Consider the following 23,522-nt stretch of genomic DNA (forward strand, 5'->3'; position numbering starts at 1 on the left):
CATATTTTCAATTGAGCATAACAGTGAAAATAGCCATTTGACTTATTCTGGCTTTACCGGTCCAACTCTGCCATCATCAGTGAAGGATTTATGACAATTGATGATAGGCGGATATATTGGCATGCTTTTAAAGCCTGAGAAATTGGAGAAGAAAACATCAACAATCATTCTCGCATTGATAAGTGGATTCTTGCTTGTGATTGGATCTTTGGTGTTAAGTTTCTTTTTATCAGACGCTTTAAAAATCAATATAGTTACAGGTTTTCTGAGTTTGGCGCCAGGTGGAATCGGACTAGATGGGGATAATAGCCAATGAGGTAAGGGCTGATATATCAATTGTTTCAGGATTTCAGCTGTTTAGGCTATTCTTCATATATTTTATAGTTCCTCCAGTTTTAAGGTTGTATTTCAAAAGAAAATTAAACAGTAAAGAGGATTCTCTTTAATATTCAGGGGTATATTAACTAACACCTTAAAAATGAATAGATGGAGGACTGAACTTGAACAATTCGTTTAATACTTTGCTAAATAAAGCAAAAAAATCTTTGAATCAGGCATTTAGTCACGCGAAGGATACCCTTTATTCCATCACAGGGACATCGTCAGCTTCTGTTCAGCAAATAGCTGATTTCGTCAGGAATCATCCTGATGCAAAAGTTGTAAAAAAAGAATATATAGGGATTACTTTAACATTTTATGAACTCATCCAGGGTGAAATGAGATATTATCTTGAGACCAATTACGCAAAAATTTTGCAGCTTGATGTCCATTCCCATAACCACACTGTGGTAGCTTACCGATCATACCGAGATAATTTATCCGTTAATACTCCAGTAAAGTTTCCAGATTTACAAAATGCAAAATAAGCAATGACAGCGCCCCCTATTTAATTATTTACCTGGAACTTTACTTATCCACCATCATGAAAATTATGTGCCTTGAGCAAAAAAAAAGAGTACATTATACAAAAAGAAGGGTGTCTCAAAGTACTTTCGGACACCCTTCTTTACTTCCTTATTTCAACCCGGACAACTGGTCCCGGTCGTCAGCCATAGGAGGTTCCTCCAACCATGAGTTTTTGATCATGATATTCGCTCCATCCTCCGCATATAAAGCTATTTCAGGAATCAGTGAAGCATATTTCACCCCAATATCCTTCCGCGGGCTTGCTGCCATTGCCGCACCGTAATTTCCTATCCCTGCGGCAATCATTGCTGAAACATGGAATAAAATAAGCTTATCTGAAAAAACCTGTGTTGTACTATCTGTTATTGCTGAATCCCAAAACATTGGAGCCGGAATGTCATTATTCTTAAGGATATCGCTGAATAAATCGACATGTTTTTGAGCGATTTTCTTCCCTCGCTGCAGGTATCCTTTGACCTCTTTGTCCTGAGCCACTTGTATGAATCCCATGATCAGTGCCTTACCTATTTGATTTGTTTGTATATTCAAGAATAAATGTGTGATTTCTACCGAGGTAAGTGCGCGTCTCCTGCTCTTGATTCCTGATAGGAATTTTTGTTTCTCAACAAAGTCAACCTTATCTGGCACTGAAATAAATGGAGGCCTTATGTAAGTCCCTTGCTCAAGCATTATCTCCCTTGTCAAATCCTGCAGTCCAATCGAAGATTTCAAAACACTTTTATGCAGGGAAATCACATCAGGCCGGGTTCCAAGACCGATTGCCGCACTATTTGCGGCCATTCCAAGAATCGACATATGTCTTAAATACATCATTACGAATGTATCGGAAAAAAGCCGTGGTGCATGAACATTCACATCTTTCTTAGTAAAACCCATTGGGCACGGAAATTCCTCCCCTTCGAAAATTTCCTTTAAAAGAGAAATGTTTTTTTGTGATGCACCGATAGCAAACTCAACGATTTCTTTTACCTTCTTATCGTCGATGTTGTTCAGAAAATAGCTCAATACACAAATAGAGACTGTATCATTTATATATTGCGACCACAAACTGGACATTTCTGCCGCAGTCAGCCGGATTTTTGTCTTGTCTTCCATCTTAACACCCCAATGCACTGATGATATCTTTATCTTTCCTTAACTTGTCGTTATTTATTTCGTACTGCAGCGGAAATCAACTCCCATGATAAAAACAACCTATCTATTTTCCAAAAAACAGTAAAACAGAAGTATGATTTACATTTAGGAGTGAGCAAGCTGAGTGCAATTTCTTTGTTAATTATTTCAGCTGTTGGGATATCAGTGACAGCAAATTTAGTAAGATTTTATGTAAGCGCTTTTCTGAATCACGTTGATGGATACTGAAAATATCCTTCCTTTGGCAAACCAGGCTGCGATAGCACTCGACCATGCTAACCTTTACGAGCAAATCGAAGAAATGGCTCTGCGTGATGGTTTGACAGGTCTTCTCAACCAACGGGCATTCCAGACAATTCTTAACGAACACTTCCCGTCTGAAGAAAATGGGGTCGGCCCCCTTTCGCTAATCATATTTGATATCGATTTCTTTAAAATTTTCAATGATAAAAACGGCCATCTGCTGGGGAATGAAGTGCTGATGAAGCTGGCAAGAGTCATTGTAAATTCTTTAAGGTCCGGTGATTTTTCCTTTCGGTTTGGCGGAGAAGAATTTGTGATCCTTTTGCCTGGCACGTATCTGGAGCAGGCTGAAGTCATAGCAGAGACAATTCGATTGAACGTAGAAAAAGAAAGCTTTCCAGGTGAAACAACACAGCCTAACGGCACATTAACTGTGAGTATCGGAACAGCTTGTACAGATCATTCAGCAATAACCACTAAAAATGAATTGATAGAAGCTGCCGACCAGGCACTTTATAAAGCTAAAAATGCAGGCAAAAATTCGGTAGTTTCTTTTAAGGAGTTCGTGAACATTGATTGAACTGGCATTTATTCTAGCTTCCCTTTTCTTTTTCATCGCTTCCGCTTTGACAAGCAGGTCTCTATATAATCTTTCACAAAAGTATTATTCCAAGCGGGTCACTGCACATTATGGTTTTAAGCTATCAGACCTGCATTATTCATATGATCAAATGATCTATTTTATCTCAATGCCTACTACTTTGCCGTATATAAAGGATACGTTAAAGGAGGAATTGGTTATTGAACAAGACTATTCATCTTATTTTTTCCCCGTTTTGAAAGGCACCAAGATATCATTGAAACAAAACAGGGAGAGTATGTATCTTGCATATTTGCCAATTGGCAACTTCCGTCTGCCACATCTCGATAAACTGCAGCAAGAAGGCACGAATGATGAACAAACGTATTTACGAATAAGCACCGGTAAACTGCTTGATCCTGGCACATTGCAGGAAGTCCGTGAAGAAGTTTATAAGCAGCTTCAAGAGGGCCGCTATTAGATAGGAAAGAGCCAGCATTACATGCCGGCTCTTTCACTTTCCACATCACCGTATATCTCGTCTTCCACCAATTTTTCTACAGAAGGCTATCAATAAAACAAATTAATTACTCTTTACTTCCAGGCTTCCTTAAGAGTTACTCGGAACAATTCATTAAGATCCTCTGTATGATCGACACTTTTTTGAGTGACAAGGCTCGCGTAACTGCCGAGCTGTTCAATTTCATGTGTTATAAACTCATTAAGTATCTTGTTTTTCTCTGTAAAACAATGTTCCCCTCTTTGTTTCATCGAAAGCAATTCCCTTACTTCACTCTCTACTTGTCTGTTTTCTAAAATACATACAAGTTCACTGAACCCGACTGGTGGAATTTGCTGATGTATTTGTAACCATTTTGCCGACAGGATTGACCGGAGGATATATAAATATACCTTTCCCTTCCATTCCTCCTTCTTTTGGAGCTCAATGAAATTTCTTTTTGCCAGGTTCAGATGATGGTTTATATATGGTTTTTGTGAAATGACTGTCTCTTGCAATAACTTTAATTTTTCGACCAAGCCAGTATGATTGCTATACACGTATTTCGAATTAAGCCATTCCAGCAAGGAAGGATTAGACTTCCTGTAAAGCCTGAGAGTTTTGGTAAGCTCCCAGCCGACGACATCCAATTTGGGATCGACAAAAATTGAAAGCGTATCTTCTTTTGGAATTTCGATAACATCCCTAGACTGATCAATTGATAAATACCAATCTTGTTTGTGTATATAGATGAAACGGATATCATAATCACTATCTTTTGCTGCAAATCCCAGTGCCCTGCTCCCGGCGTCACATGCAAAAAGTATTTTTACCTCATATTCTTTTTCAATTTGATTTAATACTGTTATGATATGGTCCTCCATTTCAAGTTTTGCCCCTTTCATTTCTCACACTTAGTAGTTTGCCTTCCTTTTTAAAGGGTATAAAAGAATATACTCAAATAAAGGAGGCCATAATCATGAATGACAAACAAACAAAAGGTGCATTTGACCAGGTTAAAGGTGAAGCCAAAAAGCAATTTGGAAAACTGACCGACAATGAATCTATGGAAGCTGAGGGCCGCCTTGATAAGGGAAAAGGAAAACTGAAAGAAACAGCTGGTGATATGAAAGAAGATGTATCACGTGCTTATAACGACTCGTCCAGAGATTAATAAATAGTTTTTACAAAAAGCCTTTGCTGAATCAGCAAAGGCTTTTTAACTTTGTAAGAAAGTATACAATTTTCCCACTAAGATTAGTGTCTAGCTCCAGCGCCTAGCCAGTTTTCATCACTGGAATTGCTTCCTGGAGTATCTTGCGAGAAGCGTTAGCTTTGAGCAGCTCGAGTCGTTTCGATTCCTGCCAGTGAAGTCAAAGAACGACTTCACTGGCAGGACCTCCAACGCTTGTCGGGGCTGACCAGGGCGCTTCCGCTTTTCTTATACTAATCAATATTATTTTTATTTTTCCCTTTAACAAAGCGATAGGCCAAATACGCTACATATAGTGGAGTAGCAATATAAATCAAGTATGGGAATTGGCTGTAGGTACCTTTCCAAATGACAAACAGCAAAGAACCAAGGAATATAGTGACGATTGTTCCATACTTAGGGAGCGGTACTTCCTTGAAGCTTGGAATCCTGATTCTGCTGACCATGAGGAAGCTCAGCGCAGTAAAGACAACAGTAGTGACGATATTTGGAATCATGTCTCCAAATAATGTAAGAATGGCCATAATTCCGCCTGCTGCAGTTATAGGCACTCCAATAAAGTAATTGAGCGAAGATTTATCAGTACTGATATTGAACCTCGCAAGGCGATAAGCCCCGAATAATGGGAATAGCCCCGCTACCATCAAGCCCAATAATCCAAATTGGTAAAAGTATGTATAATATACAAGGAAGGAAGGTGCTACACCGAATGTGACGATATCCGCCAGTGAATCGAGTTCCTTACCGAGCTGGCTGTCCGCTTTTAGCATCCTCGCCAGCCTTCCGTCCATGCTGTCCAGCATCATGCCGATCAAAATTAAAATGGCTGCATTGTTAAATTGGCCATTAGCCGCAAATCCGATTGATAGAAAACCGCAATACAGATTCCCAAGCGTGAACATATTGGGAATCATTTTTGTAAACCGCATCAGTTGTCATCACTCTCCGAAACTTTTCTTATTTTTGCTTATGCCTATTTTTACCCCAGCCACCTAATAATCATGTTTATTTTATTATAGAATCGCCGAAAATATAGTTTAACTATATCATTTTTTCTCATTCTGAGTAGAGGGTAACAAGAAAATTCTTATTCGAAAATTATATCATGTACCTCTTTGGAAGAAATATGTTAAAGAGGCTTTTAAAATGATTCATCAAATTGTATACTAATTTGGGGCTGGTGAATTATGATTAATACAAATTTGCGTAGGTTAAAATTCCTTCTAATTAAATTATTTAGAATCAAAGAGAACGCTCATAATGTGTCTTTAGGGTTTACCCTGGGTTTTTTAATCCACTTCATCCCGTCATTCGGTATGGGGCCTATTCTTTCGACTGTGGGTGCCAAGCTCTTCAAGGGGAATCCGTTAGCTGGATTCATTAGTGGTGTAGCACTCATCTGGCTTTTCCCGTTTTTATTTTATTTAAATGTCGTAGTCGGCGAAACCCTTTTCCCTTATGGGATCTTCCCCTCTGCAGCGGGTATGCCCTCTCATGGTTTAGATGCAGGAATTCATTTAGGTGCCGTTTTTTTTATGGGCATGATCATTAATATCATTCTTTTCGGGATGGTTGTTTACTATATAATTTATACAATCATGAGGAAATACCGTTTAAGCTTCCTTACTTTAATAAAGAATTGGGATATAAAAAAATAAGGAATGGAAAAAGAGATGTCCTCTTCCATTCCTTATTTTTTTCCTAGGTGACTTCAAGGAATTCAATTACCTCATTGTCCGGACCCAAGTAGAAAATCGTCTTCCAACCGTTGACCAATGTATATGGCCCTTCAAAAGGATCATATTCTCTTTCACTCATTTCCTTCATTTTTTCATCAAGATTATCCACCTCAAAGCAAAAATGAAACCTTTCACCAATACCTCCATCCGCCTTTTTCTGATACAATTCAAGTCTGAATCCGTCCTGTTTCAAAAAGATAATTTCTTCCTTATTAAAATATATTCTTTCGCTTTCATTGAACCCAAGAAAGGTTTCATAAAAAGTTTGTGATCGTTTCATATCGTTTACTTCAAGTGCAAAATGATGGAATCTCATTGTTAACTTCCCTCTTTCAATTAGATGATCAGGTTTATATCACCAAATTCGTGCCATAGATAGTGTTGTTGAATGGCAATATTATAAGCTTCAAAAAGCATGTTCTCATCAATAAATGCCGTCAGCATATCCAAATGGCTCGCCTTTGGTTCATGAAACCCTGTTATAATTCCATCAACGAGCTGCAATTCATAATCCGAAGTGATATATAGATTTGTCCAGCCTTTAATAGTTGAATTAGCGGCGGCAGTTTCAAGTGCGCGGACAACGGTAGTTCCGGCAGCGATGATCCTCCCTCCAGAACCTTTAGCTTTTACGATTGCCTCCATATCTTCATGGAGAATAGAATATTCCTCGAAATGATCTTCTGGTGAATGGGCATACTCATCATCTAGAAGATAGCTAAGGCCCGTATGAAGTTGTAAAAAAGCCAATTTAACTCCTTTTTGCTGCAGCTTTAATAGGAGTTCCCAGCTGAAAGCACGGCCTGCCGAGGGCATTTCGACTGACCCTGGTTGACTTGCAAAAACAGTCTGGTAATAATCCAGGTTCCACGGGTGATGAATATATTCGTACCTTATTGGTTCACCCATTGAGTAAATTTCTTCGTATAAATCTTTCCCTTGTAGAGTGAACTGGATCATCTTAAGTGGGGATTTAAATACTTCTCCAACTACCTTTGCCGCAAATGCTTCCGAGAATTTAAAACAATCCCCGGTTTCTACATTTTTTGCTATGATCAAGGCTTCCCATACAGAGTCATTCTTTTTCCTTGCAAGCCGTAATTCCACGTTCGTGCCGAATACCTTCCCGTTTCTATGCCATTCTCCTTTCAAAATAGCTGGAATGGTCCTGCTATTATTTAGTACAAGTATATCCCCTGCATTCAAATATTGTTCTAATTGAATAAATTGGTCATGAACTACATTTCCCGTTATTCTGTCCAACACCATCATCTTCACCTGATCTCTGCGGAGGCCTCTCCTTTCTGGTGGATGAGAAGCATTAAGGAAAGATGGCAGATAAAAATCATGTTGGTGTGCCTTTGTTTTCAACTCCATTATAATTCCTCCCGTTTAAACTCTTGTGCCTCGAAGCGTTGACCATTGACTCCATTTGATTCTTCTGAAGCAAGGAAAAGAAAAACATCGACAACATCGTCTGGTCTGGCTAACTTATAATTACAGTCCGGAACTGCAAGAGAATGCATTTCGGTATCCATCTCACCAGGATCGACCATATTCATTCTTATACTTGTGCCGTTTAATTCATCTGCCCATGTTTGGGTCAAACCCTCAACAGCAAATTTTGAAATTCCATATGCTCCCCAGCCTGCATATCCAACATGACCAGCTTCTGAAGTTACATTTATAACTGATCCTTCCCCTTGTATGAGCATGGCAGGAAGTACCCGCCTTGCCATTAGGAACGGACTGATGCTGTTCACCCTGATGACCTCAGTGAAATCTTCCTCCGGGTAATCCATCAGAAGTGGCATAGGACTAGGTCCCAGAATCGAGGCATTATTGATCAGCACATCAATTCGCCCGAATGTTTCGATCGTCAGAGCTACAAATTTTTCAGCATCGCGCGGCTTTGATACATCTGCTGTTACTGCGAGCACTTCAGCTCCATGTGATTCCGCTTCCTTTTTTACTTTTTCAAGTTCTTTTGCCCTTCGAGCGCAAACAGCCAGTTTCGCACCTTCCTTTGCGAATCTTAGGATCATTGCTTTTCCCAATCCCTGTGTTACCCCGGTAATCATCACTACTTTATTTTTCACCATGTTCTACTTCCTCCTTGGTTTTCTTCTTGTCTTTATCATAAGATTTTCAAGAAAACCAGACCTCGTCGAGAAGCTTTATATTTTCTACGACTTTAGTCTGAAGAGTATAAGCATGGCCTCTAATTAATGAATTCAAAAATAAAAAAGGCTGCAAAATAGCAGCCATTTTCAATGATTAATTCTGGATTAGGTATACAATTGCTTCATACGGCCTCAATGGAATGGCAGAACCGTATCCTGCGCTCGCTTCGTAATTTGAAATCAATATTTCATTTTTCTTACCCTGCAGGTCAGCAGGAACATCAAAGCTCTGCTCCTCATTAGTGAAATTCAATAAAACAAGTAATTTTTGCGACTCAAGTGTTCTAGTATAAACATAAATATTCTCATCTTCGGGAACAAGTATGTCGTAGCTGCCATGGACAATAATTTGGTGCTCTTTCCTAAGCTGAATCAGCTTCCGATAATAGTGGTAAATGGAATTATCATCTTTAACAGCCTGACTGGCATTAATTTCCTTATAGTTTGGATTCACCTGAAGCCATGGGGTGCCTGTCGTAAATCCTCCGTGCTCACTATTGTCCCATTGGAACGGAGTACGAGCATTGTCCCGTCCTTTTACATAGATTGACTCCATTACCTTCTCAGGGTCTTCTCCATTTTGCTTCACTTTTTCGTTGTACATATTAAGAGTTTCTATATCCTTATACTCATCGATGGAATCAAATCGAACATTTGTCATCCCAATTTCTTCGCCCTGATAAATATAAGGAGTTCCTTTTAGCATATGAAGAAAAGTGCCAAGCATTTTGGCAGACTCAACACGAAACTCTTTATCATCACCGAACCGTGAAACCATCCTTGGCTGGTCGTGGTTATTAAGGTACAAGCTGTTCCAGCCTATTTCCTCTAGACCCATCTGCCATTTTGTAAAACTCTTTTTCAGGTCAGTAAGCTTCAAGGGTCGCAAATCCCATTTTCCTCCTGGTCCTGAATCCAGATCCACATGTTCAAATTGGAAAATCATATTGACTTCATTTCGGTCCTCGTCAGTATAAAGCTTCGCCAGTTCGACATTCGCACCAGGCATTTCTCCCACTGTCATCGCATTGTAACGGTCCAGGACTTCACGACTCATCTCTTGAAGGTAATCATGAATTTTAGGACCATTCATAAAGAATTGGCTGCCGGAAGCATACGGTTTGCCTTCTGGGTTTGGGGCATCTGGCAGACCATCAACCTTGGAAATGAAATTGATGACATCCATGCGAAAACCGTCGATACCTTTATCAAGCCAGAATTGCATCATATCGTAAATTTCTTGTCTCAGCTTTGGATTTTCCCAATTCAAGTCTGGTTGTTTTTTACTGAATATGTGGAGATAATATTCATCCGTTGTTTCGTCATACTGCCATGATGAGCCGCTGAAGACGGATTCCCAATTGTTTGGTTCTTTTCCATTCTTGCCAGGTCTCCAAATATAATAATCCCGATAAGGGTTATCTTTCGATTTTCTAGACTCAACAAACCACTGGTGTTCATCAGAGCTATGGTTAACGACAAGGTCCATGATCAGCTTCATTCCTCTGTCATGCATTTCTTTTAATAATAGCTCCCAGTCTGCCATCGTTCCGAGATCATCCATGATGTCTCGATAATCGCTGATATCATATCCATTATCATCGTTAGGAGACTTGTATACTGGTGAAAGCCAGATAACATCTACTCCCAGCTCTTTTAAATAGTCAAGTTTTGTAATAATACCAGGGATATCGCCAATCCCATCTCCGTTGGAATCCATGAAGCTTCTCGGGTATATTTGATATATGACTGATTCCTTCCACCAATGCTTTTTCAAAAAAAACCACTCCAAATTAATTTCTTTAGTAAAGACTCTTTTCGTAAACTTTGTTGCTTTCACGATTATTATTAATTCAAACCCTATTCGGAAATCTCCTAGAAAAGAGCCTCGATTCATAGAAGAATGAGGATATTAGAATGACTTCGAAAAGCAACAATCAATTTGATAACAGCCTTAGTAAACGTTTACGGTTTCAGGTAAATTTAATTTCCTTCACACTTTCTCGCTCAATGACCGAGTGAGGCATAATTCTGCTTTCCACTCTTCTTCCTTGATCCATCATCGTAAAAAGCATTTCTGCTGCGACCATTCCCATTTCTTCCAATGGCTGAGCTACTGTTGTAAGCGGTGGTATAGCCATTTCGGCAATCGGCAGGTTATCATAACCGATAATTGAAAGGTGATCCGGTATTCTAATGCCAAGCTTATATGCAGAAGATATCGCACCTAGGGCCAATGCGTCGCTGGCTGCAAAAATAGCTGTTAAACCCGGAGACTGTTCAAGGAGTTTAGGCAAACCAGTAAAACCGTCTTTAAACGAAAACCCTTGTGATTGGACTATATTTTCTTCTTTTATGGGCAGTCCTCTCTGTGTTAACGCTTGCTTATAGCCATCTATTCGTGGCTGGCCAGCTATGATGTCATCTTTATTTCCACTGATCATCCCGATTTTACTATGCCCCATTTTCACTAAATAATCGGTAGCGGTGAAAGCAGCATGCTTATCATCCACTTTCACGAAAGGCAAAGGATATTGATAAGATTCTGTGGAAATAAGGACAACCGGTATTTGCATTGACTCAAGCTTTTTATAATACTCTTCAGTAATCGTTTCACTAACAAACAGGATACCATCCACCCTTTTTTCGGTTAAAAGCTGTAAGTACTTTATCGTTCTCTGTCCATGTGATGCCGTATTGCAGACAATCACGCTCGAATCTAGACGGTGGGCAGCTTCTTCAACACCTCGAAGGATTTTTGAAGAAAATTGGCTCGATACCTCCGGAAACAGAATTCCTAATGAATTGGATTTTCTACTGATTAACCCTCTGGCGAATGCGTTTGGCTGATACCCAAGCTCTTTAATGGCAACAAGTACTTTTTCTTCAGTTGCTTTCGAATAACCACTCTGTCCATTGAGGACCCTGGATACGGTAGCGATTGAGACATTTGCATGTTTCGCTACATCTTTTATTGTATAACTCATAAACAATCAAACCCTTTGCGTAAACGTTTACGTTTCCATCTTAATAATATTATGGTTTTAGCTTAATATCAACCTTGTTTAAAAGAATGTTAAAATCGTTTTTAAAAAAATTGAAGGCCGAAGCCTTCAATTTCACTTTACTCATTACTTTGATTTTCTTCCTTCACTTTTGCTGGCCTCGGCCTTTCATCGCTAGTAATTCCAGTTAATACATCACGGTCAAACTTACTGCGATCTTCCCCCATAACGGGCAAAGTATTACCCATTGGCAGCTGTTCAAGTTCTTTCCCTCTTGGCAATGTAGACACCTCCTGCTTATAACGTTCCTCAATTTGCTTGAACTAACACAAATCATTCTAGAAGGTATTCTGGAGACATTTGGTGAATTAAATAACAATACTATATTGATTAGGATGATTAAAATGAAAATCGGATTGTTACGTCATTTTAAAGTGACATTGGGGTATCCAAGTAAGTTCGTCACCTCCAAGGAGCTTCTTATTTGGCAACAAGAGTATAATGAATCCCGAATCGAAGAAGTTGACATTCATCATCAGGGGCAAAAATGGAGTAGATGTTACTCAAGTGATTTAGAAAGAGCGAAAATAACTGCATCGAGGGCTTTTGAAGGAAATATTACTTTTTTGGAGGACCTCCGGGAGATGTCACTTTACCCAGTCTTCCGTGCTGAAATGCGCCTTCCTCTCTGGCTCCATGTCACTTTAATCAGAATTGCCTGGTTTTTGGGCCATAAATCACAAAAGGAAAGTAAAAAAGAAGTCATGAGGCGGATTAACAGGGTTTTAGATGAAGCAATAGCCGAGGGAGAAGATATATTGATTGTCGGTCACGGAGGAATCATGATGTTCATGAGGAAGGAGTTATTAAAAAGAGGATTTTCAGGCCCTAAATTTAACAGGCCCGAAAATGCCAAAGTATATATTTTTGAAAAAACATAATGGTAGGAGGTAACTAGAGGCGCTCAACTTTAAGCGTCTTCTTTTGTGATGGCGTACATTTTCACATCATAATGGGCGCCTTTAACATAAATGAATTTTCTTAAAATGCCTTCGAATTTCATTCCGGCCTTCTCCATCACACGCTCTGATCCTTTATTTGCTACAAGGCTTTTTGCCTGAATCCTCACGAGGTCCATTTCAGTCATTCCAAACCTGATCAGTTCATTAGCTGCTTCCGTCGCAATTCCCCTTCCCCAATAGTCCATGGACAGCGCATAACCGATTTCTGCAGTTTTATGCTGAGGATTCCAGGAAACGAAGTCTACGGTACCAATTAGTATATTGTCCCCTTTATAGTGGATGCCCCACGGTGCAATTTTCCCTTCTTCATAAAGAGCCAGAACCATTTTCACATATTCCTCAGTCGCTTCTCTTGTTTCATGGGCTCCCCAGAAGACATATTTAGATACCTCTGGGTTGGAAGCATAAGTATGTATATCATCAATATCCTCATGCCTGATTTTCCTTAAAATCAGGCGCTCCGTTTCAAGCTGTGGCAGATTTCCATAAATATCTTTTATTTGCATGATTGTCACTCCTGACCTGGTGATTTACAACTGTTATTTTACTCTAATGGTGAATCATTTACATGAATGAATTGAATCGGTAATGGAAAAAGTAACGACGAGCCATATAACAGGAGGTACTATTATGGAAAATACCCACGAATTTGTTCAGAAGCTACATGATAAGCAGAGAAAAGACGAACAAAACAGAAAGCGGCAGGGAAAAGAAAATCCGAGCGATAAATTACCAAATAAACAACATTAAAATGAAAAGCGCAAGCGTCTTCGTCAGCCCCGACTAGCGCTGACCGGACACTAAAATAGACCGCAATCTGCGGTCTATTTTAGTGTATGCTACCTGCTTCTTCGGTTTCTTGTACCGCTACTTTTTGCTATTCGGCCTCCAGGTGAGCTGGGGTTCCGTCTCTCTCTGCCCGTTCTTTCCTGATTAGGTTTTTCTGCAGTATTTCTTCTTCTTGTTCTTTCGTCACGCGCACCAGTTGAAGACTTTTCCGTTCTTCTACCACCCGCACGAGAGGAACTTACTTGCTGCCCTTCAGGATAGCTTCTTCGTTCACGCTTTGATGATGGTTGTTCCCTATCTCTGCGCCCTTGACCATCGTACCGAGCTTCACGCCTGTCGTCAGCCTGTCTCCGGGAAACTGGTTCTTTTCCTATTTTTTCACCCCGGTGGTCTCTTTCGGGTTTCCTATCGTCTCGTCTTCTCGATCTGGTATTCTTTCCCTTGTAATCACCAGATCTCTGTTTGCTTTTATTGCCGGCATTGTAATCATCTGTTGGGGATTCGCCTTTTTTTGCGTTCCCCATGTTTTTCTTTTCAATTCTAATATTTAGCTCTGTTTCAATCTGATCCAACAATGGTCTATCTTTTGGCGAATAAAACGTTAATGCAAGCCCTTCACTGCCTGCCCTGCCCGTACGGCCGATTCGATGGATGTAGCTTTCTGTATCCAGCGGGATGTCATAATTGAAAACATGTGTGACACCTTCAACATCAAGCCCCCTTGCCGCAACATCGGTAGCGATCAGATACTGGATCTTTGCCTCACGGAACTTTTTCATGACCTGTTCCCTTTTGGCCTGCGAAAGGTCTCCATGCAGTTCATCACAATTAAAATGGTTCGCTTTTAAAGCGTCATTCAGCTTGCTAACCCTTCTTTTCGTCCTGCAAAAAATCACACCTAAAAAAGGCTGATACAATCTAAGTGATTCAATTAAATCATTTTGTTTTGCCCGGTCGGTCGTACTGATGGCAACTTGCTTTATGTTTTCTAGCGGAGCCTGTGTTTTCTCAACCTGAATATATTCAGGTTTGTACATATGTTGTTTCGCTAGCCTTTTGATCTCATCAGGCATTGTCGCTGAAAAGAGCAAGGTTTGCCTTGTTTTTGGTGTCTGCTTGATTATTTCTTCAACCTCGTTCAAGAAACCGATATGAAGCATTTGATCTGCTTCATCAAGTACAAGAAAAGCGGCTTTGGAAAAATCGACCGTTTCTCTGCGGATATGGTCAAGCAATCTTCCAGGGGTTCCAATGACAATATGGATGTTTTTCTTTAGCTTTTTGAGCTGTGATTCAACATCCTGACCTCCATATACAGCAAGAACATTTATTCCATCTATACCCTCAATTAGTTTTTTTACTTCATGAGTAATCTGCAATGCAAGCTCTCTTGTAGGTGTAACAATCAATGCCTGTATATTTGAGTTCTCGATATCGATTTTCTCCAGGATCGGCAGCACGAAAGCAAAAGTTTTCCCTGTACCCGTCTGTGACTGCGCTATGACATCCCTGCCACCGAGCAATAACGGTATGGCTTTTTCCTGAATTGGTGTAGGCTCGTTAATTCCATGTTGGTTTAGCTTTTCTGCAAGCTGTTCTGATATTCCTAAAGATCTAAAGTGATTCAAATTCAATCCCTGCTTTCTATAATAGGTTGGACCCACCAACCATCCTTATCATTATTGCTATTTGAGGAGGAAAATATCAAGTGTAATATTGATTCATTTATCTAAGTCCGACTTCATACTAATCCACGCGGTCTTTATTGTCATGAGAACCTTTCTATCGGAAACTCTCATGGTTTTTCCTTCAAAAGGTGTTCGTTAGAAGCTCTCTATTGGAGAATCGCAAGGCTTTTTCATCAAAAAGTATCCGTTAGAACACTTTGAAAATTTCTTCCCCGCTATCTATCTTGGGTCATGCTCTTTCTGATTGGGTAAAATAATAATATGTGGATTTTCACTTTTGCCTGTGGTACGATTTACTAATTGAAGAATAGGAAGTGATTATAAGTGATTAAGATTGAACTACCAGCACCAGACGTAGTCATTACACGGAGCAAGCAATTAGGAGAAAAGGTTGAAGCGGTCATCAGCAGTGAATATGGTTTTACTGATTACCACCGGATCCCAAGGGATAAAGGCGGAATCATCTTATTTTTCAACGCCGATGATGAATTGATGTTTGTAGGGAAAGCACGCAAGCTCAGACCTCGCGTTAAAAAACATTTCGAGGATAATGTTTCCCCTATTAAAAACCATCGTCATGAAGTTAACAAGATTGCTGTCATTACCGTGATAGATCCGATAGACAGAGAAATTTATGAAACCTATGCAATCAACACACTTAAAGCTAAGTATAATATCGATAAGGTATTTTATAAATAAGAAGAGCCTGTTTTAGGCTCTTCTTTACTTAAACCATCCTTTTTCCTTTGATTGAGTGATTGCTTCTATCCTGTTAGTAACTTGAAGCTTATCTAGGATCGTTGAAATATAATTTCTTACGGTGCCTGTCGTAATACTTAACTGCCCTGCGATTTCCTTCGTATTTTTTCCATCGGCGACAAGCTCGAGTACTTCCATTTCCCGGTCAGTCAGAGGATTTTCTTCACTGTATACATCGTCCATTAGTTCGGGTGCGTAAACGCGCCTGCCCCCCATCACGCTGCGAATCGAGCTTGCAAGCTCCTCAGATGGACTATCCTTTAGCAAATACCCGCTCACACCAGCTTTCAGCGCTCGCTGAAAATATCCAGAACGTGCAAAAGTTGTTAAAATAATCACCTTGCAGCCTAGCCCTTTCAATTCTTCCGCTGCTTCCAGTCCTGTTTTACCAGGCATTTCAATATCCATTACGCATACGTCCGGCTTAAGCTCATTCGCAAGAGCGACAGCTTCCTCTCCGTTGCTCGCCTTTCCTACAACTTCCATATCATCCTCAAGACTCAACAGGGAGCCTAATGCTCCCAACAGCATGCGCTGGTCCTCCGCTATGACAATCCGAATCATATCAGGTCCTCCCTGTCACTTTGTTTTAATACCTTTGGTATCTTGATTAATAGAGTCGTACCGTTTTCAGAAAAAATCTCTAGGGTTCCATTCACGAATTCAAGTCGTTCCCTCATGCCCTGAAGTCCGCTCCCTTTATATAAGTCCTCATCTGTTATATTTCCAACTCCATTGTCACTTACTTCAGCAAACAGTTCTTTTGCCGTTTGTTTAATGGAAATGCTGCATGTTGATGCCTTACTATGCTTGACTACATTCGTAACAGCTTCTTTTAAACACATGCTTAGGATATTCTCTGAGAGCAAGGAAACATTGTTGATATTAAAGTCCTCTTCATTGCCGATAAACTTGATTTCAGCTGCTTTTAAAATCTGTCTGACATGTACTAGTTCATCCCGGACCCGGATACCCCGCATTTCGGCAACCATCTTTCTTACTTCATTAAGTGCAGTCCTTGCCGTCTGCTGGACATCCTTCAATTCTTCTTTTGCCAATTCGGAATCTTTATTGATTAATTTCCGTGCTAAGTCACTTTTCAATCCTATCAGAGAAAGTTTTTGACCGAGGGTATCATGTAAATCTCGGGCAATCCTTTGTCTCTCTTCCAATTTAACCAACTCTGAAATCCGTTTGTTCGCATCCTCGAGTTTCTCTTCAAGCTCTCCTCTTTCATTTCTGTTATGGATACTAAACGGCAGTAATATGGCACCGATCCACACAATCACAATGATTGGCAGCTGCCTGATGAAAAAGTCCTCCTTAAGGACAATTTCAAAGTTAATGACGATCGATGTCCCTACAAGATGGATGAAATACAGTACAAGGAAGGGAATCCGGTCTTTAATATTCCCAATAAAATATGCGATAAAAAAAGCGAAATATATGTAACTGAACAGACTTGTTGACGCTATGGAAATACCTATTAAAATGCAAGTCCATAGATATACCGTCCATCCTTTTGAGACAAAGGCCACCCAGTATACGAGAAAGAACAAAAGAGTCAGGATGATACCGACAACTTTGCCGACCGTCGTTGGAAGCTGCCATATGAAGTAAAAAGGCAATATTCCAAGGATCGTCCAAATGTATGGCGAAATCCCGGTACTTCTAAGTGAATTGAAAAACTTTTTAATCATATCAAAACCTCTGCTTTTATACATATCTGCTTTTATTTTAACATAAGAAAAATTTGTCAGCTTACAAAAAATTACTCCCCTTATTCCAGGAGAAATACGTCCTGATTCAAGGGGAGTTCAATGTTATAGTTCAGGCTTCGTTTGAGGCGTCAATTTGCTGTTTTGCTTATATACTTTCATTTCCTTGAAGCTGATAAACTGCTTATTTTGTTCATCCCATAAACGGAATTTCAGTGAAGTCAAGCTTGTAGAAAGTGTTATTGTCGGCACATTCTGCAAAGGCTTCGTATTCTTGTGAACCTCTTCAAGCTTATAGTTTGGAACCCTTGGGCTTAAATGGTGAACATGGTGGTAGCCGATGTTGCCAGTAATCCACTGGAGCACCTTAGGCAACTGATAATAAGAACTTCCTTCTACCGCAGCTCTTACGTATTCCCAATCCTTATCAGCTTCAAAGTAAGAATCTTCGAATGTATGCTGTACATAGAACAGCCAAATGCCGAACATTCCAGCAATGAAGAAGATTGGACCTTCAACCATTACAAATGCCTTCCAGCCAATTGCCCAAATCATAAGACCAGAAATTCCGAAAATCAACACATTCGTTAAATAAGTGTTCATGCGCTCCTTCATCCTTGCACCTTTCCGGTTGAAACGGTTCGTGATTAGAACAATATAAATCGGACCCAATACAAACATCACAAATGGATTACGGTACATTCTGTATGCAAGCTTCTGCCACATCGGTGCTGCCATGTATTCGTCAACTGTCAATACCCATATGTCTCCTGTTCCACGCTTGTCCAAATTACTGCTTGTTGCGTGGTGAACAGAATGTTCATGGCCCCACTGGCTATATGGGAACAATGTCAAAACTCCAGTAAGCGTACCAACCACTTTGTTGGCTGTACGGTTTTTGAAGAATGAATGGTGCGTACAGTCATGGAAGATAATGAAGATCCTGATCATGAAACCGGCGGCGAAAACTGCGATTCCCAGTGTTAATAAATAGGAAATCTCAATGCTTTGAAAGGCCAGAAACCATAAAACCAAAAATGGAATGATCGTATTGATTATTTGAATGATACTATCTTTAGTGTTTGAGCTTTCATAAGGGGCGACCTGTTTTCTAAGTTCTTTTGCATTGTGAGTTGCCATCTTGTTATAAATTCCCCTTTCGGATTTGTTAGTTACACAAATTATAAATAAGGGAAAAGATTCTGTGCAGTAGCAGGTGTCATGTATGACACATGATAAATGTCATGTTTCGATAAAATTCTTCATAAAAACATTGATTTATCAACGTTTACTCTTATGACCAGGTAATAAAATTTGTTGTAATTTTTTTTACTTCTTGCAACCATCTCCATAAAATAAGAGGGATTAGCGGTTAAAGTTTTCTAAACGGCCAAACCTCCTTTTAATAATAAACGTATTTTTGGACCAAAAATTACCCGCCACATACGAACGCAAAAAACAATGTTATTCAAATAACCTCCATTAACATTACTTGTTATAAATCATTAAATCTTTGAGAGATTGTTTCTCACCTGAGTGAATATTCATCCAACCATTCAAAATATGCACCCTCATTACTTGAGGTTGCTATGATCTCCTTCAATGTAGGGGGATAAGGATTGGTCCTCATATGCAGGGCCAGTTTCTTTAACACAATGCTGTAATCCATTGACTCACATTTGGCCATCCAACTAAGAATTGTTTCACTTTTCAATGTTACAAGCGGATATACTTTTTCAATCAGATTCAGGACCTTGTATGTGTCAATCTTCGTCATATGCTTGCTCCTTTTCATGGAAATTCCACAGTATTAGATTTTTTCCATGTTTGCTAGAAAGATACATTCGATCATGTTCAAAATAATCTTTTACCTGTAAAATTATTTAAAAAGACGTTTAAGAAGGTGAAGTTTTTGAAAACTGCGATAGTAACAGGTTCCTCGAGCGGGTTTGGTGAATTGATCGCCATCGAATTAGCTAAATCAGGTTATACTGTGGTCGCCACGATGCGGAACCTCCAGAAAAAAGGTTCTTTGCTGAAAGCAGCAGCTGCTGAAAGTGTGACAGATAAGATTACTGTTTTTCCATTAGATGTAACGCTGCAAGATTCAATCGAAGAATTTAAAGACTTTGTGGGATCTCTTGTTTCTGTTGAATTGTTAGTAAACAATGCTGGTTATGCTCAGGGCGGCTTTTGCGAGGAACTGTCAGTAGATGAGTATCGAAAACAATTCGAAACGAACTTTTTTGGCGTTATTGCTGTCACCCAGGCTCTCCTCCCCTCCATGCGCAAGCAGGAATCAGGTAAAATCATAAATATGAGCAGCATTAGCGGAAGATTTGGATTCCCAGGATTGTCTGCATATGTTGCATCGAAATATGCGCTTGAAGGATACAGTGAAAGTTTAAGGCTCGAGCTAAAGCCTTTTGGAATTGACGTCGTACTTGTCGAGCCGGGTTCCTACAGGACAAACATTTGGCAAAGTATAGATAATATTTCTATACAGGAGGATTCACCCTATGAAAAATCCATGGCTGCCATATTGAATGAAATGAAAAGCAGTGAAGCTTCCTACGGAGACCCCCGGGACGTCGCTAAACTCATTACAAAAATCGCTACCTCAGCCAGCGAACCTGACTTAAGGTACCCCATAGGAAAAGGCGTAAAGAATATGATACGTCTGAAAAATCTATTACCCTGGAAAGCGATTGAGAAAATGGTCATAAATAAGCTGAAAATTTAACCGCATATACTTTTATAAAAAAAGAACTTTTGGCGAATATGGAAAGTACGCCAAATCGGATTTCAAGCGAAAGAAAAGCCTGACGTTAAAGCAGATTAGCCAGAACCTACTTTGGGAAAGTTTAGGAAGTAAATAAAAAGGTGCTCGATCAATAGATCGGGCACCTTTTTATCCTAGTTTGACATTGCTTTATTATTGAAAATATTATTGATAGGGTTAAGCAGCATCGCGCCAATTCCCTGAATGATGGTTTTTACGATTACCTGGCCTAAAATCGCAGCGGGAACAGCTTCCCATGGAAGGAAGTTTGCTCCTAGCGGACTTAATCCAATCACGACAAATATGACTGAATCCAGAAGGCCGCCAACTAATCCGCTGTAAAAAATTCTCCAGCTCATTGGAAGCTTTAGTCTTGTGTAAATTTCAGTATCGGTCGTTTCAGCAACAGCGAAGCTCATTGCCGAAGCAAAGACGATCCACATTGTATCTCCAAGAATAAAAGAAACGATTGCTGACAGAATGAGTGCCAAACCAATAAACATATAAGTCTTCGCACGGCCGTACTTATTCTGGACAAGGTCCCGGAAAATGAATGTGGCCCCTATCAATAATGTCCCCATAGGCACAATGAACATGCCAAATTGAAGTGGCGCAAGCGCCGCTGTAATCACATTGGCAGTAACAATTGAAATTAAGTATAAAAAGATTCTCATCATTTACCTCCTGTTAGTCTAAACTCCTCTTTTATTTCCCCAAACATAGACATGAAGCTGTGGAAGTACTCTGACATTGTTCATTTCCATGTCAGAAACAACCTTATTAATCAGCCATTCATACTTATCGACCAACGATGACATTAGGTTCATCTGGTCTTCTGTTGCAATATCGTCATTTCCTACCTGTAAAAAAAACGGTAATTCTGGATAGCGCTGATGAATCAGTTTGGCAAATTCATAATCAACTGCATCAAAAACGACTATTTTAAGGCTGGCGTTTTTTAAAGAACCGTTCTCTTTCAGACCATTTACGATTTGGTCTAAAACCTCAAAATCTGTTTTCATTCCTGAACTTGGCGGTTTTGGGGACAAGGTCAGTGCATCAATTTTCAAGAACCACTCCTGCCATTTGCTGCCTTGAGTCTCCAGGCATATGCTGATCTTGTTTTCCTTTAGTAATTCAATCAGTCCAGATAGGTTTTTCAGGAGAGCAGGATTTCCACCTGAGATGGTAACATATGAAAAACCATCTCCAGCCAACGCTCTCATTTCACTCCAGATTTCATCAGCATCCATTTGCCGGACCAAGTCTTTTCCAGAACCGTCCCATGTAAATGATGAGTCACACCAGGCACAGGAATAGTCACATCCTGCCGTTCGAACAAACATTGTCTTTTGTCCGATGACCATTCCCTCTCCCTGAATTGTCGGTCCGAAAATTTCCATCACGGGAATCTTACTCAATCTCCATCCACTCCCGTCTAGCTTCAGCATAGCTTGTAGGAGTTTCGTAGAGTTTCACAAACTCGACCCTTGCACCGTCGTATAAATGCTGTCTAATTGCCAGGGCTTCAGCCATTTTTTCATAAATCCAGACAACCATGTTTTCAGCTGTTGTATTCATCGGCGGCAATGTTTCATTCAAATATTTGTGATCAAGATATATTTCTATTTCTGATTTCCAGATATCCTTTATGTCCCCAAAATCAATCATTAATCCTCGGTCATCGACAAAACCACTCAGGCCGAAAATGACTTTATAAGTATGGCCGTGGAGGTTTTTGCATTTACCTTCATAGTTATGGAGATGGTGTGCGGCGTCGAAGGTGAATTCCTTGCTGACTAGGACACGTTTTGAATGATATTTAAGTTGTTCCTTGTTTATATCCTGATCTATCTTTTGAAGCTGTTCTACGATGCGAAATCCGAACATGTTTATACAGCTCCTCTCAAAAAATCATCAAGTCCATTTTTCCTAAGCTTGCAGGCGGGGCACACTCCACATCCATCAGCGATGATGCCGTTATAACAAGTTAGTGTTTTTTCTCTTACGAATTCGAATGCTCCCAGTTCATCAGCCAGCTTCCAGGTTTCAGCCTTGTTCAGCCACATCAATGGAGTATGGATGACAAAGTTTTGGTCCATTGACAAATTAATCGTGACATTCAAAGACTTTATGAACACATCCCGGCAATCAGGGTAGCCGCTGAAATCTGTTTCACAAACACCTGTAATGATATGTTTAGCATTAACTTGGCTTGCCAATACACCTGCAAAAGACATGAACAATAGGTTGCGTCCTGGGACGAAGGTGGAAGGTAATCCACCCTCTTCCCCGTCCTTCACTTCAATTTCGCTTCTTGTCAGTGCATTTGGCGCCAATTGATTCAACAGACTCATATCGAGAATATGATGATTTATCCCAAGTTCCTTCGTGATTTCTTTTGCGCAGTCTATTTCTGTTTTGTGCCTCTGGTTATAATCAAAGGTCACTGCTTCCACTTCTGCAAATTCCTTCATAGCCCAGAACAGGCATGTCGTGCTATCCTGGCCGCCGCTGAAAACGACTACCGCTTTTTCTTTTTTCATTTCGAGAATCTCCTTTTAAACGGAAAAAAACAGCACCACTAAGACAGCAGTACTGTTTTCCCTTAGTTTTTTTGAGAGGGTAGCTAGAACCTCTTCCGTAAAGACGGAATATCTAATTTTGACTTATTTATTTTATCATACATTTTATAAAAGAAAAGTAATTTTTATTCCATATTTTTTGGTTTTACAAGGTCCTGATGCCTGAAGCGTTGTGCTGACCATTTTTCGTCCAAAGAGACATTGCTGACAGTCCTGTACTCAGATAGTTCCTGAACCAGCCTGAATAATACGTCACGGTTAATGCAAGTATTAATTTTTGAACTTTTCTTTGGGAATGCGACCCAGAAGATAGCTTCCTCGTTTAATCGTATAATGGCTTTCGGAAACCATGTTCTAACTTCCTCACTGTCGTTCGCGAATAATAGCACAAATTCCTATTGTCGGTCTAATTGTCAGACTCTTCGATTAACGCCTGGTATCTTTCAGGTGCATTCATTACCTTGGCTGTGCCTTGTTTTTATCGCAATTTCTTTAATAATGCATCCATTGAAACCATCCTATCTAACCCTTATTTTTGTTTATGATTTAGTTTTTAATTGGGACTCAAACACCTCTAATTCAAATTATGAATACATTGAACAGTAGAGGTGATGTGTCTTGCCGGAATGGATTGTGATTTTTTACCCTATTAATTT

30 protein-coding genes and 1 riboswitch are annotated in these 23,522 nt (G+C 39.8%); of the genes, 11 read left to right on the plus strand and 19 right to left on the minus strand.

Features of this window, described 5'->3' with window-relative positions; translation table 11 throughout:
- Positions 1-100 precede the first annotated feature (100 nt).
- Genes DYI25_RS07230 through DYI25_RS07240 form a run of 3 tightly spaced genes read left to right on the plus strand, consistent with a single transcriptional unit; the run spans position 101 to position 866 of the window.
- Positions 101-316 carry an AbrB family transcriptional regulator gene (locus tag DYI25_RS07230; protein ID WP_274609510.1) on the plus strand — a complete coding sequence of 72 codons (216 nt, stop codon included), beginning with the start codon at positions 101-103 and terminating at the stop codon, positions 314-316.
- Positions 297-446 (plus strand): AbrB family transcriptional regulator, encoded by a 150-nt coding sequence (locus DYI25_RS22790; RefSeq protein ID WP_213367732.1) that lies wholly within the window; start codon positions 297-299, stop codon positions 444-446. The genes DYI25_RS07230 and DYI25_RS22790 overlap by 20 nt, the downstream gene beginning before the upstream one ends.
- Positions 447-500: 54 nt before the next feature.
- A complete protein-coding gene (locus tag DYI25_RS07240; protein ID WP_213367733.1) occupies positions 501-866 on the plus strand; it encodes a hypothetical protein in 366 nt (121 codons plus the stop codon).
- A 148-nt stretch (positions 867-1,014) separates the two neighbouring features.
- Here the strand turns inward: DYI25_RS07240 and DYI25_RS07245 are convergent, their stop codons facing one another.
- On the minus strand, positions 1,015-2,022 hold the full coding sequence (locus DYI25_RS07245; RefSeq protein WP_213367734.1) for a DUF3231 family protein: 1,008 nt from the start codon (positions 2,020-2,022) through the stop codon (positions 1,015-1,017).
- A gap of 256 nt (positions 2,023-2,278) precedes the next feature.
- On the opposite strand from DYI25_RS07245, the gene DYI25_RS07250 reads away from it, so the two are divergent.
- Complete coding sequence (locus DYI25_RS07250; protein WP_213367735.1) at positions 2,279-2,884, plus strand: GGDEF domain-containing protein; 606 nt, start codon at positions 2,279-2,281, stop codon at positions 2,882-2,884.
- Positions 2,877-3,365: a hypothetical protein gene (locus tag DYI25_RS07255; protein ID WP_213367736.1), complete on the plus strand. Its 489-nt coding sequence runs from the start codon at positions 2,877-2,879 to the stop codon at positions 3,363-3,365. Before DYI25_RS07250 ends, DYI25_RS07255 begins: the two co-directional genes overlap by 8 nt.
- A gap of 113 nt (positions 3,366-3,478) precedes the next feature.
- Here the strand turns inward: DYI25_RS07255 and DYI25_RS07260 are convergent, their stop codons facing one another.
- Entirely contained in the window at positions 3,479-4,267 is a 789-nt protein-coding gene (locus tag DYI25_RS07260) for a nucleotidyltransferase domain-containing protein (protein WP_213367737.1), read from the minus strand.
- 95 nt (positions 4,268-4,362) lie between these two features.
- Here DYI25_RS07260 and DYI25_RS07265 point away from each other — a divergent pair, with 95 nt between their 5' ends.
- Positions 4,363-4,557 carry a CsbD family protein gene (locus DYI25_RS07265; RefSeq protein WP_213367738.1) on the plus strand — a complete coding sequence of 65 codons (195 nt, stop codon included), beginning with the start codon at positions 4,363-4,365 and terminating at the stop codon, positions 4,555-4,557.
- 272 nt (positions 4,558-4,829) lie between these two features.
- Here DYI25_RS07265 and pssA read toward each other — a convergent pair whose 3' ends face one another.
- The gene (gene pssA / locus DYI25_RS07270; RefSeq protein WP_213367739.1) at positions 4,830-5,525 is read right to left on the minus strand and encodes a CDP-diacylglycerol--serine O-phosphatidyltransferase; all 696 of its coding nucleotides are present in this window, start codon (positions 5,523-5,525) and stop codon (positions 4,830-4,832) included.
- Between the two features lie 258 nt (positions 5,526-5,783).
- Between pssA and DYI25_RS07275 the strand changes: the two genes are divergently transcribed.
- Positions 5,784-6,254 carry a DUF2062 domain-containing protein gene (locus DYI25_RS07275; RefSeq protein WP_213367740.1) on the plus strand — a complete coding sequence of 157 codons (471 nt, stop codon included), beginning with the start codon at positions 5,784-5,786 and terminating at the stop codon, positions 6,252-6,254.
- Positions 6,255-6,297: 43 nt separating this feature from the next.
- Here DYI25_RS07275 and DYI25_RS07280 read toward each other — a convergent pair whose 3' ends face one another.
- The 6 genes from DYI25_RS07280 to DYI25_RS07305 all read right to left on the minus strand — a co-directional run bounded on the left by DYI25_RS07280 (position 6,298) and on the right by DYI25_RS07305 (position 11,804).
- A complete protein-coding gene (locus tag DYI25_RS07280) occupies positions 6,298-6,651 on the minus strand; it encodes a VOC family protein (protein ID WP_213367741.1) in 354 nt (117 codons plus the stop codon).
- A 20-nt stretch (positions 6,652-6,671) separates the two neighbouring features.
- Positions 6,672-7,712 (minus strand): S-adenosylmethionine:tRNA ribosyltransferase-isomerase, encoded by a 1,041-nt coding sequence (locus DYI25_RS07285; RefSeq protein WP_213367742.1) that lies wholly within the window; start codon positions 7,710-7,712, stop codon positions 6,672-6,674.
- A complete protein-coding gene (locus DYI25_RS07290) occupies positions 7,712-8,437 on the minus strand; it encodes an SDR family NAD(P)-dependent oxidoreductase (protein ID WP_213367743.1) in 726 nt (241 codons plus the stop codon). Before DYI25_RS07290 ends, DYI25_RS07285 begins: the two co-directional genes overlap by 1 nt.
- A gap of 175 nt (positions 8,438-8,612) precedes the next feature.
- A complete protein-coding gene (locus tag DYI25_RS07295) occupies positions 8,613-10,295 on the minus strand; it encodes a glycoside hydrolase family 13 protein (RefSeq protein WP_213367744.1) in 1,683 nt (560 codons plus the stop codon).
- 196 nt (positions 10,296-10,491) lie between these two features.
- Complete coding sequence (locus tag DYI25_RS07300) at positions 10,492-11,505, minus strand: LacI family DNA-binding transcriptional regulator (RefSeq protein ID WP_213367745.1); 1,014 nt, start codon at positions 11,503-11,505, stop codon at positions 10,492-10,494.
- Between the two features lie 137 nt (positions 11,506-11,642).
- A complete protein-coding gene (locus DYI25_RS07305; RefSeq protein ID WP_213367746.1) occupies positions 11,643-11,804 on the minus strand; it encodes a hypothetical protein in 162 nt (53 codons plus the stop codon).
- Between the two features lie 123 nt (positions 11,805-11,927).
- Between DYI25_RS07305 and DYI25_RS07310 the strand changes: the two genes are divergently transcribed.
- Positions 11,928-12,464 carry a histidine phosphatase family protein gene (locus DYI25_RS07310; protein ID WP_213367747.1) on the plus strand — a complete coding sequence of 179 codons (537 nt, stop codon included), beginning with the start codon at positions 11,928-11,930 and terminating at the stop codon, positions 12,462-12,464.
- A 29-nt stretch (positions 12,465-12,493) separates the two neighbouring features.
- On the opposite strand, the gene DYI25_RS07315 is transcribed toward DYI25_RS07310, so the two are convergent.
- Entirely contained in the window at positions 12,494-13,051 is a 558-nt protein-coding gene (locus tag DYI25_RS07315) for a GNAT family N-acetyltransferase (protein ID WP_213367748.1), read from the minus strand.
- A gap of 124 nt (positions 13,052-13,175) precedes the next feature.
- Between DYI25_RS07315 and DYI25_RS07320 the strand changes: the two genes are divergently transcribed.
- On the plus strand, positions 13,176-13,295 hold the full coding sequence (locus DYI25_RS07320) for a DUF4023 domain-containing protein (RefSeq protein WP_041965366.1): 120 nt from the start codon (positions 13,176-13,178) through the stop codon (positions 13,293-13,295).
- 89 nt (positions 13,296-13,384) lie between these two features.
- On the opposite strand, the gene DYI25_RS07325 is transcribed toward DYI25_RS07320, so the two are convergent.
- On the minus strand, positions 13,385-14,962 hold the full coding sequence (locus DYI25_RS07325; RefSeq protein ID WP_213367749.1) for a DEAD/DEAH box helicase: 1,578 nt from the start codon (positions 14,960-14,962) through the stop codon (positions 13,385-13,387).
- Between the two features lie 384 nt (positions 14,963-15,346).
- Between DYI25_RS07325 and DYI25_RS07330 the strand changes: the two genes are divergently transcribed.
- On the plus strand, positions 15,347-15,721 hold the full coding sequence (locus DYI25_RS07330; RefSeq protein ID WP_213367750.1) for a nucleotide excision repair endonuclease: 375 nt from the start codon (positions 15,347-15,349) through the stop codon (positions 15,719-15,721).
- A gap of 24 nt (positions 15,722-15,745) precedes the next feature.
- Here the strand turns inward: DYI25_RS07330 and DYI25_RS07335 are convergent, their stop codons facing one another.
- From DYI25_RS07335 to DYI25_RS07350, 4 genes are all read right to left on the minus strand, one after another.
- The gene (locus DYI25_RS07335) at positions 15,746-16,345 is read right to left on the minus strand and encodes a response regulator transcription factor (RefSeq protein WP_213367751.1); all 600 of its coding nucleotides are present in this window, start codon (positions 16,343-16,345) and stop codon (positions 15,746-15,748) included.
- Positions 16,342-17,481, minus strand: a complete 1,140-nt coding sequence (locus DYI25_RS07340) for a sensor histidine kinase (RefSeq protein ID WP_213367752.1) — start codon at positions 17,479-17,481, stop codon at positions 16,342-16,344. Before DYI25_RS07340 ends, DYI25_RS07335 begins: the two co-directional genes overlap by 4 nt.
- A 123-nt stretch (positions 17,482-17,604) precedes the next feature.
- On the minus strand, positions 17,605-18,639 hold the full coding sequence (locus DYI25_RS07345; protein WP_213367753.1) for a fatty acid desaturase: 1,035 nt from the start codon (positions 18,637-18,639) through the stop codon (positions 17,605-17,607).
- A gap of 388 nt (positions 18,640-19,027) precedes the next feature.
- Entirely contained in the window at positions 19,028-19,276 is a 249-nt protein-coding gene (locus DYI25_RS07350; protein ID WP_213367754.1) for a hypothetical protein, read from the minus strand.
- A gap of 135 nt (positions 19,277-19,411) precedes the next feature.
- Here DYI25_RS07350 and DYI25_RS07355 point away from each other — a divergent pair, with 135 nt between their 5' ends.
- Positions 19,412-20,242, plus strand: a complete 831-nt coding sequence (locus DYI25_RS07355; protein ID WP_213367755.1) for an SDR family oxidoreductase — start codon at positions 19,412-19,414, stop codon at positions 20,240-20,242.
- Positions 20,243-20,415: 173 nt separating this feature from the next.
- Here the strand turns inward: DYI25_RS07355 and DYI25_RS07360 are convergent, their stop codons facing one another.
- The 4 genes from DYI25_RS07360 to queC are packed head-to-tail and all read right to left on the minus strand — an operon-like array spanning position 20,416 to position 22,827.
- The gene (locus DYI25_RS07360; RefSeq protein WP_213369466.1) at positions 20,416-20,955 is read right to left on the minus strand and encodes a VUT family protein; all 540 of its coding nucleotides are present in this window, start codon (positions 20,953-20,955) and stop codon (positions 20,416-20,418) included.
- Positions 20,956-20,973: 18 nt separating this feature from the next.
- Positions 20,974-21,702 carry a 7-carboxy-7-deazaguanine synthase QueE gene (queE, locus tag DYI25_RS07365; protein ID WP_213367756.1) on the minus strand — a complete coding sequence of 243 codons (729 nt, stop codon included), beginning with the start codon at positions 21,700-21,702 and terminating at the stop codon, positions 20,974-20,976.
- On the minus strand, positions 21,695-22,171 hold the full coding sequence (gene queD, locus DYI25_RS07370) for a 6-carboxytetrahydropterin synthase QueD (RefSeq protein WP_213367757.1): 477 nt from the start codon (positions 22,169-22,171) through the stop codon (positions 21,695-21,697). The genes queE and queD overlap by 8 nt, the downstream gene beginning before the upstream one ends.
- A 2-nt stretch (positions 22,172-22,173) precedes the next feature.
- A complete protein-coding gene (queC, locus tag DYI25_RS07375) occupies positions 22,174-22,827 on the minus strand; it encodes a 7-cyano-7-deazaguanine synthase QueC (RefSeq protein ID WP_213367758.1) in 654 nt (217 codons plus the stop codon).
- 56 nt (positions 22,828-22,883) lie between these two features.
- Positions 22,884-22,926: riboswitch (PreQ1 riboswitch) on the minus strand.
- Between the last annotated feature and the right edge of the window lie 596 nt (positions 22,927-23,522).

Origin of the sequence: Mesobacillus boroniphilus (assembly GCF_018424685.1) — a bacterium.
GTDB classification, from domain to species: domain Bacteria; phylum Bacillota; class Bacilli; order Bacillales; family Cytobacillaceae; genus Mesobacillus; species Mesobacillus boroniphilus_A.

Coding starts and splice junctions, on each gene's coding strand:
- DYI25_RS07245 (WP_213367734.1), bottom strand. CDS start 2,022: ATGGAAGACAAGACAAAAATCCGGCTGACTGCGGCAGAAATGTCCAGT.
- DYI25_RS07360 (WP_213369466.1), bottom strand. CDS start 20,955: ATGAGAATCTTTTTATACTTAATTTCAATTGTTACTGCCAATGTGATT.
- DYI25_RS07315 (WP_213367748.1), bottom strand. CDS start 13,051: ATGCAAATAAAAGATATTTATGGAAATCTGCCACAGCTTGAAACGGAG.
- DYI25_RS07280 (WP_213367741.1), bottom strand. CDS start 6,651: ATGAGATTCCATCATTTTGCACTTGAAGTAAACGATATGAAACGATCA.
- DYI25_RS07350 (WP_213367754.1), bottom strand. CDS start 19,276: ATGACGAAGATTGACACATACAAGGTCCTGAATCTGATTGAAAAAGTA.
- DYI25_RS07300 (WP_213367745.1), bottom strand. CDS start 11,505: ATGAGTTATACAATAAAAGATGTAGCGAAACATGCAAATGTCTCAATC.
- DYI25_RS22790 (WP_213367732.1), top strand. CDS start 297: ATGGGGATAATAGCCAATGAGGTAAGGGCTGATATATCAATTGTTTCA.
- DYI25_RS07310 (WP_213367747.1), top strand. CDS start 11,928: ATGAAAATCGGATTGTTACGTCATTTTAAAGTGACATTGGGGTATCCA.
- DYI25_RS07320 (WP_041965366.1), top strand. CDS start 13,176: ATGGAAAATACCCACGAATTTGTTCAGAAGCTACATGATAAGCAGAGA.
- DYI25_RS07265 (WP_213367738.1), top strand. CDS start 4,363: ATGAATGACAAACAAACAAAAGGTGCATTTGACCAGGTTAAAGGTGAA.
- DYI25_RS07290 (WP_213367743.1), bottom strand. CDS start 8,437: ATGGTGAAAAATAAAGTAGTGATGATTACCGGGGTAACACAGGGATTG.
- DYI25_RS07285 (WP_213367742.1), bottom strand. CDS start 7,712: ATGGAGTTGAAAACAAAGGCACACCAACATGATTTTTATCTGCCATCT.
- pssA (WP_213367739.1), bottom strand. CDS start 5,525: ATGCGGTTTACAAAAATGATTCCCAATATGTTCACGCTTGGGAATCTG.
- DYI25_RS07260 (WP_213367737.1), bottom strand. CDS start 4,267: ATGGAGGACCATATCATAACAGTATTAAATCAAATTGAAAAAGAATAT.
- DYI25_RS07250 (WP_213367735.1), top strand. CDS start 2,279: ATGGATACTGAAAATATCCTTCCTTTGGCAAACCAGGCTGCGATAGCA.
- DYI25_RS07275 (WP_213367740.1), top strand. CDS start 5,784: ATGATTAATACAAATTTGCGTAGGTTAAAATTCCTTCTAATTAAATTA.
- DYI25_RS07230 (WP_274609510.1), top strand. CDS start 101: ATGATAGGCGGATATATTGGCATGCTTTTAAAGCCTGAGAAATTGGAG.
- DYI25_RS07335 (WP_213367751.1), bottom strand. CDS start 16,345: ATGATTCGGATTGTCATAGCGGAGGACCAGCGCATGCTGTTGGGAGCA.
- DYI25_RS07340 (WP_213367752.1), bottom strand. CDS start 17,481: ATGATTAAAAAGTTTTTCAATTCACTTAGAAGTACCGGGATTTCGCCA.
- queC (WP_213367758.1), bottom strand. CDS start 22,827: ATGAAAAAAGAAAAAGCGGTAGTCGTTTTCAGCGGCGGCCAGGATAGC.
- queD (WP_213367757.1), bottom strand. CDS start 22,171: ATGTTCGGATTTCGCATCGTAGAACAGCTTCAAAAGATAGATCAGGAT.
- DYI25_RS07345 (WP_213367753.1), bottom strand. CDS start 18,639: ATGGCAACTCACAATGCAAAAGAACTTAGAAAACAGGTCGCCCCTTAT.